General features: G+C 65.3%; 18 protein-coding genes. 13 read left to right on the top strand and 5 right to left on the bottom strand.

Translation table 11 applies throughout. From position 1 onward, the window contains the following. A partial coding sequence (locus MKK75_RS21810) for a hypothetical protein (RefSeq protein WP_244044607.1) occupies positions 1–262 on the bottom strand: 262 nt, incomplete at its 3' end. 480 nt (positions 263–742) lie between these two features. Between MKK75_RS21810 and MKK75_RS21800 the strand changes: the two genes are divergently transcribed. The 9 genes from MKK75_RS21800 to MKK75_RS21760 all read left to right on the top strand — a co-directional run bounded on the left by MKK75_RS21800 (position 743) and on the right by MKK75_RS21760 (position 6,163). Further along, entirely contained in the window at positions 743–1,048 is a 306-nt protein-coding gene (locus tag MKK75_RS21800) for a hypothetical protein (RefSeq protein WP_244044605.1), read from the top strand. Next, positions 1,045–1,302 (top strand): hypothetical protein, encoded by a 258-nt coding sequence (locus tag MKK75_RS21795; RefSeq protein ID WP_244044604.1) that lies wholly within the window; start codon positions 1,045–1,047, stop codon positions 1,300–1,302. The genes MKK75_RS21800 and MKK75_RS21795 overlap by 4 nt, the downstream gene beginning before the upstream one ends. After that, entirely contained in the window at positions 1,299–1,463 is a 165-nt protein-coding gene (locus MKK75_RS21790; RefSeq protein ID WP_244044603.1) for a hypothetical protein, read from the top strand. The genes MKK75_RS21795 and MKK75_RS21790 overlap by 4 nt, the downstream gene beginning before the upstream one ends. A 126-nt stretch (positions 1,464–1,589) precedes the next feature. Then, complete coding sequence (locus tag MKK75_RS21785; protein WP_244044602.1) at positions 1,590–1,829, top strand: 3',5'-cyclic-nucleotide phosphodiesterase; 240 nt, start codon at positions 1,590–1,592, stop codon at positions 1,827–1,829. A 128-nt stretch (positions 1,830–1,957) separates the two neighbouring features. Continuing rightward, a complete protein-coding gene (locus MKK75_RS21780; protein WP_244044601.1) occupies positions 1,958–2,209 on the top strand; it encodes a 3',5'-cyclic-nucleotide phosphodiesterase in 252 nt (83 codons plus the stop codon). Positions 2,210–2,358: 149 nt separating this feature from the next. Next, positions 2,359–2,733: a hypothetical protein gene (locus tag MKK75_RS21775; protein WP_244044600.1), complete on the top strand. Its 375-nt coding sequence runs from the start codon at positions 2,359–2,361 to the stop codon at positions 2,731–2,733. Between the two features lie 31 nt (positions 2,734–2,764). Next, entirely contained in the window at positions 2,765–3,241 is a 477-nt protein-coding gene (locus MKK75_RS21770; RefSeq protein WP_244044599.1) for a tellurite resistance TerB family protein, read from the top strand. 125 nt (positions 3,242–3,366) lie between these two features. Then, a complete protein-coding gene (locus MKK75_RS21765) occupies positions 3,367–3,630 on the top strand; it encodes a hypothetical protein (RefSeq protein ID WP_244044598.1) in 264 nt (87 codons plus the stop codon). A gap of 112 nt (positions 3,631–3,742) precedes the next feature. Continuing rightward, complete coding sequence (locus MKK75_RS21760; RefSeq protein ID WP_244044597.1) at positions 3,743–6,163, top strand: PAS domain S-box protein; 2,421 nt, start codon at positions 3,743–3,745, stop codon at positions 6,161–6,163. An 87-nt stretch (positions 6,164–6,250) separates the two neighbouring features. Here the strand turns inward: MKK75_RS21760 and MKK75_RS21755 are convergent, their stop codons facing one another. After that, entirely contained in the window at positions 6,251–6,613 is a 363-nt protein-coding gene (locus MKK75_RS21755) for a CsbD family protein (RefSeq protein WP_244044596.1), read from the bottom strand. A 164-nt stretch (positions 6,614–6,777) separates the two neighbouring features. Here MKK75_RS21755 and MKK75_RS21750 point away from each other — a divergent pair, with 164 nt between their 5' ends. The 3 genes from MKK75_RS21750 to MKK75_RS21740 are packed head-to-tail and all read left to right on the top strand — an operon-like array spanning position 6,778 to position 8,042. Continuing rightward, positions 6,778–7,221: a hypothetical protein gene (locus tag MKK75_RS21750; RefSeq protein ID WP_244044595.1), complete on the top strand. Its 444-nt coding sequence runs from the start codon at positions 6,778–6,780 to the stop codon at positions 7,219–7,221. Between the two features lie 9 nt (positions 7,222–7,230). Next, positions 7,231–7,626: a phage holin family protein gene (locus MKK75_RS21745; RefSeq protein ID WP_244044594.1), complete on the top strand. Its 396-nt coding sequence runs from the start codon at positions 7,231–7,233 to the stop codon at positions 7,624–7,626. After that, complete coding sequence (locus MKK75_RS21740; protein WP_244044608.1) at positions 7,623–8,042, top strand: DUF3618 domain-containing protein; 420 nt, start codon at positions 7,623–7,625, stop codon at positions 8,040–8,042. Before MKK75_RS21745 ends, MKK75_RS21740 begins: the two co-directional genes overlap by 4 nt. Positions 8,043–8,214: 172 nt before the next feature. Here the strand turns inward: MKK75_RS21740 and MKK75_RS21735 are convergent, their stop codons facing one another. Together MKK75_RS21735 and MKK75_RS21730 are read right to left on the bottom strand one after the other, a co-directional pair. Next, the gene (locus MKK75_RS21735) at positions 8,215–8,559 is read right to left on the bottom strand and encodes a hypothetical protein (protein WP_244044593.1); all 345 of its coding nucleotides are present in this window, start codon (positions 8,557–8,559) and stop codon (positions 8,215–8,217) included. Further along, positions 8,556–9,206: a ParA family protein gene (locus tag MKK75_RS21730; protein ID WP_244044592.1), complete on the bottom strand. Its 651-nt coding sequence runs from the start codon at positions 9,204–9,206 to the stop codon at positions 8,556–8,558. The genes MKK75_RS21735 and MKK75_RS21730 overlap by 4 nt, the downstream gene beginning before the upstream one ends. A gap of 301 nt (positions 9,207–9,507) precedes the next feature. Here MKK75_RS21730 and MKK75_RS21725 point away from each other — a divergent pair, with 301 nt between their 5' ends. Continuing rightward, on the top strand, positions 9,508–10,443 hold the full coding sequence (locus MKK75_RS21725) for a site-specific integrase (RefSeq protein WP_244044591.1): 936 nt from the start codon (positions 9,508–9,510) through the stop codon (positions 10,441–10,443). Positions 10,444–10,699: 256 nt separating this feature from the next. On the opposite strand, the gene MKK75_RS21720 is transcribed toward MKK75_RS21725, so the two are convergent. Beyond that, a partial coding sequence (locus MKK75_RS21720; protein ID WP_244041285.1) for a transposase occupies positions 10,700–10,810 on the bottom strand: 111 nt, incomplete at its 5' end.

Genomic DNA, 10,810 nt, shown 5'->3' with positions numbered 1-10,810 from the left:
TGGCGACCTGCCAGGCGGCCTTGAGAGCGGAGGACATCGCCTCGGCGCGGGAGACGCCGCAGCGCTCCTGGATGCCAGTGGCGGCCTTGCAGGCGGCGGCCATGATGGCGGCGCGGTCGTAGCGGCCGCCGACGACGAGGGGGCGGGTGCGGGCGCCGATCTCGATCAGGACGCGGGCGCCCATCAGGCCGGCGGGGATGCGCGGGCGGCTGTCTTGGCCGGCGCGGTCGATCTGGGTCCAAGAGACAGTGCGGTGGGACATCGGGGCGATCCGTCGTTATTCGATGGATCTGACTATATACGATGGTTATAGACCGATCAAGCCCTTTCCGTCGGTATTGTCGTTTTTCGACGGTTGCGTCATAATGGCAGGATGATCACGCCCGCTCAGTGTCGCGCCGCTCGCGGCTTGCTCTCTTGGACCCAGGCGGACCTAGCCAAGGCCGCATCTGTGGGCGTCGTCACGGTTCGGCAGTTCGAGGGGGAGAATGGCACCCCGCGATCAGCAACGCTGACCGTCTTGCGGCAGGCCCTAGAAGCGGCCGGCGTCGAGTTCATCCCGCAGAACGGCGGCGGGGCGGGCGTTCGGATGCGGCAGCCATGAGCCGGCGCTGGGCTCGGATCGGCGGCACCGTCTCGCTCACGGGCTTCACCGTCATCGTCACGGCCCTGGCGGTCTGCGGTCTCGCGGGGCTTGTGTGATGAGCGCCAGGATCCGGTTCAGAGAGCGGAAGGCGTAGCGATGAGGGCCGAAGCCGAACGCCTCGCGGAGGTTTTGCGCCTCTGCACCCTTCTCGCCGATCGGGCGCTCGACGCGCAGATCACCGGCAGGGCGGTTCCGGCTGATCAGGCTGCGGCTCTAGCGAAGGCCGCGCGCCTGCTACAAGATCACAGTGTGGAATGGCCGCCCCTGCTGACGCAGGTGTTGCACGAGCTGGCAGGGCTTTCTGGGGAGCTGACGTCCGGACCCGAGGTTGATCCGCTAGACAGCGACTTGCAGGGCTTAGCGCGCTTCTTCTGCGGCTTCCGCAAGAAGGATCAGTCGTGACCTACACCGTCGAGCAACTGGCGCCCGGCAGCTACGACGTGCTCCGCGATGGCGCGGTGATGGCGGGTCTAGTCCGCAGCGTCCATCGAAACGGGCCGAGCGACACGTGGCAGGTCGAGCTGCTGGATGAGTTGGCGCCAGCCGAGCGACCAGCGCCATTCATGGCCCAACGGCACGTCTTCAAGTCGCGCTCGGCGGCTCTGGAATGGCTCGGCATCCAAGGGGTCGATGCGACCACCGAGCCAACCGGATGAACGCGATCAAGGACCGGCTGCTGGCCATCGGTGTGGCGGTCGTGCTCGTGAGCGTCGAGCGCGTGCTTGAGGCTGCGGGCCTGGAGTACGCATTCGAGGACTGCGCCTTTGCGGCCGTCACGGCGGCGGCTGTCGTCGCAGCTGCGGGTCTTCGGACATGACCGCGGGCCTTGAGTTCATCCCCAAGAGGGGTGGTAGTGTCGGGATCCGGTTCCGCACGCGGAAGGGATAAAACCAGCGTTAAGTTCGTTAGGGCCTCGACGAATTGCTCCAGTCAGGGACCAAGAATGCGTAGCCTCATCCTCGCCTGCAGCCTCATCGCTATCGCCGCTCCCGACTCAGCGCAGGCGCCTGACCGCGGCAACGCAGACCTTCAAACCTATTGTGCCGGTGACGCCTTGGCGTTCTGCGCCGGTATCGATCCGAACAGCCCACAGATGGATGCCTGCTTCAAGAAGAACATGAGCCAGATGTCCCCGAATTGCCGCCGCGCCATCGATGCCTACGAAAAGGCCGGCGGTAAGTAGCCATTCGACCGTTCGGTCACAGCCCGAATACCGCGGAGCGAGGCGACCCCGGCTCTAAGGGCGGAGGGGATAAAACACCGAACCAAGCCGTTAGCGCATCGACGAACTCCTCCGACCGGGCATCCAATATGCGAAGCATCATCCTGGCACTCGGCCTCATCGCCGTCGCGGCTCCTGCTCTCGGGGCCCCAGACGCGTCGGCCTCAAAGCGTGGCAACAAAGACCTGAAGACCTACTGCTCTGGCGATGCGGTCACGTTTTGCAGCGGCAATGATCCTGACAGCCCGGAGATGGACGCCTGTTTCAAGAAGAATATGGACAAGATCTCAGAGAACTGCCGGCGTGCGATCAAGGCATACCAAGGTGGTGGGGGTAAGTAGCATTCTCGCCCTTAGGTACAGCAGCGAGCCCCGCCCGGCCGTGACCAGATCGGGCGGCAAGGTTTAACGAGGTTTGAGCTCGACCCAGCACAACACTTCCTTAACCAACATTCCGCCACGTTGCTCGCTGTCAGCCAGCAGGTGCCGTCGTGAACCAGGCCTACCCCGCCAGCGTGGATGATCCGGCAGCCGATTGCCCGGTACCGTTGGAGACGGTGGGCCGCCTGACCAAGGCCGACCCCATGGCGCTGCCCATCCTCCTGGATGAGATCCCAGAGGTGACCCGGGCACGACTTGCCGTCTGGCTCTACGGCCGCAGCCACACTCATGAGATCAGCGTGCAGGTCGCAGCAACTTGCAAGGGTGCGTCCTTGCGCCGAGCTGCCGGTCTCGTCGGCAATATTCTCTACGATCTATCTCGTCGGCCCTACGCGGCGCCAAGCTATGGCATGCATGGCGGGGCTGGACGGAGACAGATCAGCCTTGGCGGTTCGCGCAGCTCCGCAGGTCACGTGGCTGCCTAATGGTTCGTCGCTCCAACCCTGTGGCAGTGCGATGAATGCTCTCAAGGATTTGCTGGCCCGCTTCGGCCGGACCTTCACAGCCTATGCCGGCGACGAAGCTCTGATGCAGGCGGGGATCTCGGCTGCCGCCAACGTCATCGTGGCTGATGGCGAGGTGGCGGGTGACGAGTTCGAGACCGCGCTGGTCGGCCTGCGCGCCAACCCGATCATCGAGAAGGGCTACGACCTCCTGATGCTGGAGGAGGCGCTGTACGAGGCGATCGCCCGGGCTCGGACCCGAGCGGGCCGCGTGGAGAACCTGCGTCGGGTGACGGCGATCGCGGGTCGCCCAATGGAGCAGCGGCAGGACGCGTTCCTCGTGGCCGCCGATGTGGCTGACCATGAGGGCATCAGCGAGATTGAGGACAGGGCGCTGACGGAGATCGCCGTGGCCCTCATCGTCAATAAGTCTGAACTGATGCAAACTGCGGTGGCTCGGGTTACGCCTCGGCAGTGGACCATCGCGTAGTGGGATCATCGTTCAAGAACAAGTCGATCAGATGACCCAACACCTCGCATAGACGTGATCGAACCACGCGCACCCGATTAACCTCGTTCGGAGCACGGCGTTCGTGGAATGGCTATGGCGCCGCCATGGCAAAACGGCTCATGACCCTAGACCTGCTAGCCACCCTCGACATCATGGATGACGATGTCGCTGCCGTGGTGGACGCATACATGACTGACCCGGCCTCTGGCCACGTCTCGTTCGGCGGAGGCTATCGCATTGATCCGGCTGCCGCCGTCGCCGATCACCCTTTCGCCAACACGCTGATCCGTCAGCCTTGGGCAAGCCGGGAGCTTCGACGGGCAGCCGTGCGTGCCGCCATCATGCTTGCCCAGCCAGAGCGGCTGTAGCGGTGGAGTCTGCCCCTGACCGCATGGCCTAGCGCCTTCCTGCCTGGAATGAGTTGCTTTGATGACGATCGTCGGAACCTAACTTCCGCCTCAGAAGTCGCTACACGGGGCTATGCCTGTACGTCACCACCTCCAGCACGTCATCGAAAGTGCAATCGATTTCGCGATCATCGGCACCGACCTGAATGGGGTCGTCACGGACTGGAATGCTGGAGCAGAGAACATCTTCGGTTGGAGATGCGATGAGATCGTAGGGGCATCGGCCGAACGTCTCTTTACCGCCGAGGACCGTGCCGCTGGCCGCCCCCATGAGGAGATGGGTCTTGCGGTTGCCGATGGTCGGGCGAGCGATGAGCGATGGCATCTCCGCAAAGATGGCACCCGGTTCTGGGCGTCGGGCGAGTTGATGCCCCTGCGCATCGAGGATGGCACACACCAAGGCTACGTCAAGATCGTCCGCGATCGCACACGCCAGCATGAGGCTGGGAAGCGTCTACGCGAGACCCGAGATCGGTTTGAAACACTCCTTCAGACCGTCGAAACAGCCTTCGCCATCGTTGAAGTCAAATTTGATGGCGAAGATCGTCCGGTAGACTATCGCTTCCTTGAGGCCAACCCAGCCTTCGAGCGCCAGGCCGGGGTCAATCTGCGCGGAAAATGGGTCACCGAGTTCGCTCCGAACCTGGAGCGCTTCTGGTTCGAGACCTACGGACGCGTCGCATGGACCGGTGAACCAGCGAATTTCGAAAACTATGCGGAGGCTTTTGGGCGCTGGTTCGACGTGCGGGCTATTCGAGTCGGTGAGCCAGCGGAACGGCAGATCGCCATCTTCTTCAACGACACCACCGAGCGGCGCGTCGCGGAAGAGCGCCTGCGCGCCAGTGAGGCGCTCGCCCGCGAGAACGTACAGCGCGTGCAACTCGCCCTCGCAGCAGGGGCGATCATCGGTACCTGGCATTGGGATTTGCCCACCGATCGGTTCACCGTCGATGAGGGGTTCGCACGCAGTTTCGGGCTCGACCCCGCGCTCGGGCGAGAGGGCATCCCACTCGCCCAGATCGTCGCGACCGTTCACCCCGACGATCAGGCGGGACTCGCTGCGGCGATCGATGACGCGATCAAGCGAGGTGGTGCTTACGCGCATCAATATCGCGTGCGGCGCACCAATGGCAGGTACTACTGGATCGAGGCGAACGGACGCGTCGACCACGATGCGGATGGTGCGCCGTCGAGCTTTCCCGGCGTGCTCATCGACGTCGAGGAGCGGCGCGCCGTCGAGGCAGAGCGCGATCGGGTAGCCTCGGAGTTGCGCGCCCTCAATGAAACCCTCGAGCAGCGCGTGGCCGAGCGGACAGCCGAGCTGATGCGCACCGAGGAGCAACTGCGGCAATCGCAGAAGATGGAGGCCGTGGGCCAGCTAACCGGCGGCGTCGCGCACGACTTCAACAACCTACTCACCGTGATCAAATCATCGACCGACCTGCTGAAGCGTCCTAACCTCGCTGAGGATCGGAGGACGCGCTACATCGCGGCGATCTCTGACACCGTCGATCGAGCGGCCAAGCTGACCAGCCAACTGCTCGCCTTCGCGCGACGACAGGCGCTAAGGCCCAGCGTGTTCGATGCTGGTCAGAGTGTGCGGATGCTGAGCGAGATGGTCAGTACCCTGACCGGAGCGCGCATACGAGTTGCAACGCATCTGGACGAAGAGGCGTGTTTCGTGAACGCCGATCCGAGCCAGTTCGACACCGCCCTCGTCAACATGGCCGTGAACGCCCGTGATGCGATGGATGGGGCGGGGGAAATCACGATCCGGGTCAAAGCGGTCGAAGAAATCCCGGCTGTCCGCGCGCATCCGATCGTTGTGACGCCCACTGTAGCCGTATCGATCAGCGATACCGGCAGCGGCATCGCACCCGCGGATTTGGAGCGGATTTTCGAGCCGTTCTTCACGACGAAAGATGTCGGTCAAGGAACAGGGCTGGGACTGTCCCAGGTCTTTGGTTTCGCCAAGCAATCGGGCGGTGATGTGATCGTCGAGAGCGTGGTCGAGCAGGGCACGACGTTCACGCTCTATCTGCCTCGCGTGCCTGCACCGGTCGAGATTGCCATCGAGCGAGATGACGAGGCAACCGCCGATGGCGGGAACCTGTGCGTGCTCGTAGTGGAGGACAATCGGGACGTCGGCGACTTCGTGACCCAAACTCTGAAGGAACTCGGGTATCGCACGCACTGGGTCGAGAACGGACAGGCCGCGCTGCTAGCCCTGGCTGAGGAGCCGAACGCCTACGAGATCGTCTTCTCGGACGTCGTCATGCCGGGCATGACCGGGATTGCACTCGGCCGCGAAGTACGGCGCCTCTATCCCGGCCTGCCCGTCATCCTGACGAGCGGCTATAGCCACGTCTTGGCTCAGGAAGGGGGACACGGCTTCGAGCTGCTCCAGAAACCGTACTCGGTCGAAGCCCTGTCACGGGCCCTGAGCAAGGCGGCATCCAAGCGACGGCGCAAACGCTCGACGAGAACGCGATGAAGGCCAACCGGTCTCACCTTCAGCCTCAGGCCAGAACGCTGGCCGAGCGGCCATAGCATCACGGCTCGCCCGGCCTCGCGCAGATCTCTATCGACGGCCGTGAATAATCAAGGCGAGCAGGTACCCGATCGCGCCGGCCAAAATCGCGAGGCCCAGAGGCGACTCCTGTGCGTGCGGCCGAAGCGCCTCGTTGCCACGCTGGTACACCCGCTGCGCGTCCGGATAGCGCTCGCGGGCACGGTCGAACGCATCGCCGGCGAACTCCCGCGCTTGCCCAGCGGCATCGCTCAGCGTGTCCTTGGCCTGCCCGTACAGGTTCTGCGCCGAGCCCTTCAGCTCGGTGACCTTGGCTTCAGCCTGGGTGTGCTTGTCCCCGGTCAAGTCACCAGCCGCGCCCTTGACCTTGCCGCCGAGCTCTTTCGCGGCGCCTTTGACACGATCTTCGCCCATGGCTCTTCCTCCTCGGTATCCGAACGGATTAGTGACGTTGGGCCACCAACGCGTGAGCAGTGCCATTCGTCTCGACGGTAGAGCCACGCAACCGGCGGTGCAGCGGAACTGTAGGGGGCCCCTACGGTTCCTTCTGGTCGAGAGTGCCCCGGAGTAACTGCCCGATGCCGAACGGTGCGCAGAATGGTCGGTCGAGCGCCGCCGATCCGGGCTTTGGCAAAGCGCAAAGCTTTGCCGACGCGCTGCGCGATCAGACCCAGGGCTATGTCGCGAAGCGCAAGGCCGACGCAGCACGATTGGTGTCGGACGTCGGCGGTGCCATCCGCGACACAGGTGCCGGCTTCGACGGCCTACCGCAGCTGAAGGAATTTTTCGATCAGGCCGCGCTCGGCGTCGATGAGTTGGCCGAGGGCATCTCGCGCCGCAGCTTCAGCGAGATGTACGACGAGGTTCATGCCGCGGTTCGCCGTCGGCCCGCCCTGGCGACAGCGGCCGCCGTTCTGACGGGCTTCGCGCTCTTCCGGATCTTGAATGCATCCAAGGTCCGACCGATCCCACGCTCGCACGCAGTGGTCCCAGTCGACGTCGTCCGGACATCAGACGTCTAGGAGAGCGAGATGGCCGAGCCAGGATTGCGCAGCATCCCGACCCTCATCGGCGATGCAGTCCGCGAGATGCGGGATCTCGTCAGCGGTGAAATCGCACTGTTTCGCACCGAAATGGCGCAGGGTGTTCACCGGATCAGCCTCGGCCTCAGCCTGCTGCTCATAGCGGCTGTGCTCGCCATAACGGGCCTGTTCACGTTGCTCCTCGCCCTGGTGAAGGGCATCGCCGTCCTCGTGCAGTCAGACGCGCTCGCGGCGCTGATCGTGGGTGGCGTCTTCCTTGTGCTCGCACTCGGCCTTGGGTTGGTCGGCCGCAGCAAGACGTCCCTGTCCACGCTGGAGCCGACCCGAACGGGACGGCAGGTCAAACAGGACGCACAGGTTCTCACGGATCGGATGGACACATGAGCGACTCGCCGGAGAAACTTGAGCAGGACGTCGAGGCGAGCCGGGGCCGACTGGACCGCACGCTCGCCGATCTGCAGGCACGGTTAAATCGTCCAGGGATCCCGCGTGACTTTGCTGATCTGCGCCGGTCAGGGCAGGCAGCGAGCGAGACCGTCGAGCGGTTCGTCGCTGATGTGCGGGTCAACCCCGTACCGGCCCTGCTGATCGCGGCCGGTTTCGGGCTTCTTGTCTACGAGGCGTTTCGAACAGCGGCGGACCGTCGGCGCCTGGCGGTTGTTTCGTCGGGATCGGCTGTGGCGACGACCGATCGCCACCTTTCGGAGAACCATCCGGACCGGATGCACGAGCGGTTGGACAACGCACTGGAAGAGAGCTTCCCGGGCAGCGACCCGGTCTCGGTGCGGATCACGAAGTAAGCGTTTTCAGAAAGTCTGAACGACCGACCGAGACCAGTTAACCGGCTGCATCCCGGCCTCGCGCACAACCCCGACCGCTACCGCGGCTGGTGGAGCTGATCTCGCGCTCTAGCGGTGGTTTTTCAACACCACAAAAACTCCAATCGAACACGGCTGTGGTGATAGATAGACGCTATCGCCAGCCGGGCGCCGTCGGCTTGCCGATCACGTGGTCGATGCCCTCCAGGATGAGGGAATGGATCGAGCGACCCCGGTCCTCGGCGATGCGGGCGAGCGCCGCGTGCCGGGCGTCGTCGAGGTAGACCGTTTGTCGAGCCGCGACCGGTCGGCGCCCCTTGGGCCTGCCAACAGCCTTCGCGCGCTCCTCGGTTTCGGCGGCCTGCGGCGCCTCGGCGATCGAGGCGGGCGGGGCCGGTGGTTCGGCGGGCGGGGGCGCCTCGTCCTGCTCGACTTCGCGAGCTGCCGCCGCCGCGGCCTTCATCGCGAGCGCCTGGGAGACGTTCGGGCGGCGGCTCATTGGGTTTCTCCAAGTCGGACCATGACGGCATCGGCGAGCGCGGCGAACTCGGCCGCGGATGGCGTGTCGGGCGGCACGGCCTCACCCGTCGCGAGACTGTCGGCGACGATGGCGCGATAGGAGATGGCCGGCGCCACCGGCTCGGTGAGGGCGGCCAGAGTCGCCACCACGTCGCGCCCTGCCCCGGTCCGGCGGTCGATGCGGCTCGGGACGATCAGAATATCCGGCCGGACCCGCTTGGCGGCTTTCCGGTGCCGGCGGATCGTGCCGACGGTCTCGGCCGCGCCGCGCACGTCCAGCACGGTAGAGCCGGCTGGGACCAGCACGAGGTCGGAGACCGCGATCGTGGCGCCGAAGGCCGCACCCATCGCGCCCGGCGCGTCGATCAGCACGAAGTCGGTCCCCTGCCCGCGCACGGTCTTCACCCACGCCGAGACCGCCGCGTCGGCATCCTCCTCCAGCAGGTGCGGCGCGACTTTGAACGGCAGTTGCCCGTCCTCGGCGATCGAGGCGGCATGCGCGGCCGGATCCGCGTCGAGCACGGCGACACTGCGCCCACGCCGATGCAGCTCGGCTGCGAGGTTGAGGGCCGTGGTCGTCTTGCCGACGCCGCCCTTAGACTGCGCAAGGCCGATGATCCGCACCATGTTGGCGCCATGCTCCCGCTATAATGGTGGGACGAAACCACCGATTCGGCGCCATCTTCACGCTGGCATGGTGCAGTGGTCCTGGCCGGGAGCCGAGACGCCGCACACGTCTGCCGCCTAGGCTACGGTTCGCCCGTAACCCCGCTGCCGCCAGCCTCCCGCGCCTCGTCACACTTTCGTGGTGTGATAAAAGCGGGATCGTGGAATGACGCTCGCACGACCATAGCGCGTGTGATAGTGTCTGAGAAGGACAGTTATCGGACACGATGTGATGTCGGGCTTGAAATCACGCGAGCCAGGGGTGAGCGCCGGCCTGCCGGTCGTCGCCGGCTTGTCGGATCAGGCCCGGGCGTTCCAGCGCGCCGGCAAGGCGCCGAGCACGAAGCGAGCCTACGCGAGCGACTTCGCGCAGTTCACGGCTTGGTGCAGCCAGTTCGGTTTCCAGGCGCTGCCGGCGACGCCGCTCGCCGTGCTGGAGTTCCTGAGCCACGAGGCGACGCGCGGCGCCAAGGCGTCGACCATCGCCCGGCGGCTCGCCGCGATCCGATACGCGCACAAGCTGGCGGGGCTCGCAGATCCGACGGACGACGAGGGCCTGCGCGAAGGCATGCGGGGCATTCGGCGCCATGTCGGCACACGCCCGGTCCAGAAGGCAGCCGCGACGGCCGAAGTGTTGGCTGCCCTGCTGATGCGGACGCCTGATACCCTGACGGGCAAGCGCGATCGGGCGCTGCTGGCGCTCGGGTTCGCCGGGGCGTTCCGTCGGAGCGAGCTCGTCGCCCTCGATGTCGAGGATCTGCGCGAGGATCCCGACGGCCTGCGGGTGCTCGTGCGGCGGGGCAAGACCGATCAGGAAGGGCAGGGGTTCGAGAAGGCTATCCCGCACGGCCGCCTCATCCGGCCCGTCGCCCTCGTGCGCGAATGGTTGGACGCGGCCGGCATCGTCTCGGGCCCGGTGTTCCGGCCGGTTAACAAGGCCGGCAGGGTCGAGGGCGAGCGCCTGGGGCCCAAGACGGTCGAACGGGCGGTGAAGCACTACTGCACGGCCGCGGGCCTCGATGCCTCGACGTTCGGGGCGCACAGCCTGCGCGCCGGCTACATCACCACGGCGGCCGAGCGCGGGGCGGATCTCGCGCGGATCATGGACCAGTCGGGGCACCGGGATCCGCGGACCGTTGTCGGCTACATTAGAAGGGCGAACGCGTTCAAAGGGCATTCGGGGAGTGGGTTTCTGTAGGTCAAATTTGACATCAGATCGGGAGATAATACCGCCTTTCAGAAACAGCCGTCCCGGTGTGGCGGGCGTTAGGGGAGGTGCATAGTCATCATCACGACCTCTGGCTTGACCTGTTGAATTGGCCGGGCGCAGGCGGCCTTGAGACTGGCGGCGACCTTCTCGGCGCTGGCGCCTGTCTGATGCACCCCGACTTGTGGGCCGAGGCGTGGAAGAACGCGGCGGTGGCTTGGAGTTGACCCCGTTTGTGGTCCACGGCCTATGCAAGTTCTCGGGCTGTGACAGCTTGGTCGGCGAAGGCTCGGGGCGTCAAGCCGCCCAGGGCCGTGTGGGGTCGATCTTCGTTGTAGTGGCACCTCCATTCCTCGAT

The sequence above is a fragment of the Methylobacterium sp. J-030 genome (assembly GCF_022829545.1).
Lineage (GTDB): Bacteria > Pseudomonadota > Alphaproteobacteria > Rhizobiales > Beijerinckiaceae > Methylobacterium.
Note: the sequence above shows the minus strand (reverse complement) of the source record. Positions and strands in the feature narration are given on the sequence as shown.

Coding starts and splice junctions, on each gene's coding strand:
- MKK75_RS21800 (WP_244044605.1), top strand. CDS start 743: ATGAGGGCCGAAGCCGAACGCCTCGCGGAGGTTTTGCGCCTCTGCACC.
- MKK75_RS21790 (WP_244044603.1), top strand. CDS start 1,299: ATGAACGCGATCAAGGACCGGCTGCTGGCCATCGGTGTGGCGGTCGTG.
- MKK75_RS21785 (WP_244044602.1), top strand. CDS start 1,590: ATGCGTAGCCTCATCCTCGCCTGCAGCCTCATCGCTATCGCCGCTCCC.
- MKK75_RS21780 (WP_244044601.1), top strand. CDS start 1,958: ATGCGAAGCATCATCCTGGCACTCGGCCTCATCGCCGTCGCGGCTCCT.
- MKK75_RS21770 (WP_244044599.1), top strand. CDS start 2,765: ATGAATGCTCTCAAGGATTTGCTGGCCCGCTTCGGCCGGACCTTCACA.
- MKK75_RS21765 (WP_244044598.1), top strand. CDS start 3,367: ATGGCAAAACGGCTCATGACCCTAGACCTGCTAGCCACCCTCGACATC.
- MKK75_RS21760 (WP_244044597.1), top strand. CDS start 3,743: ATGCCTGTACGTCACCACCTCCAGCACGTCATCGAAAGTGCAATCGAT.
- MKK75_RS21755 (WP_244044596.1), bottom strand. CDS start 6,613: ATGGGCGAAGATCGTGTCAAAGGCGCCGCGAAAGAGCTCGGCGGCAAG.
- MKK75_RS21750 (WP_244044595.1), top strand. CDS start 6,778: ATGCCGAACGGTGCGCAGAATGGTCGGTCGAGCGCCGCCGATCCGGGC.
- MKK75_RS21745 (WP_244044594.1), top strand. CDS start 7,231: ATGGCCGAGCCAGGATTGCGCAGCATCCCGACCCTCATCGGCGATGCA.
- MKK75_RS21740 (WP_244044608.1), top strand. CDS start 7,623: ATGAGCGACTCGCCGGAGAAACTTGAGCAGGACGTCGAGGCGAGCCGG.
- MKK75_RS21735 (WP_244044593.1), bottom strand. CDS start 8,559: ATGAGCCGCCGCCCGAACGTCTCCCAGGCGCTCGCGATGAAGGCCGCG.
- MKK75_RS21730 (WP_244044592.1), bottom strand. CDS start 9,206: ATGGTGCGGATCATCGGCCTTGCGCAGTCTAAGGGCGGCGTCGGCAAG.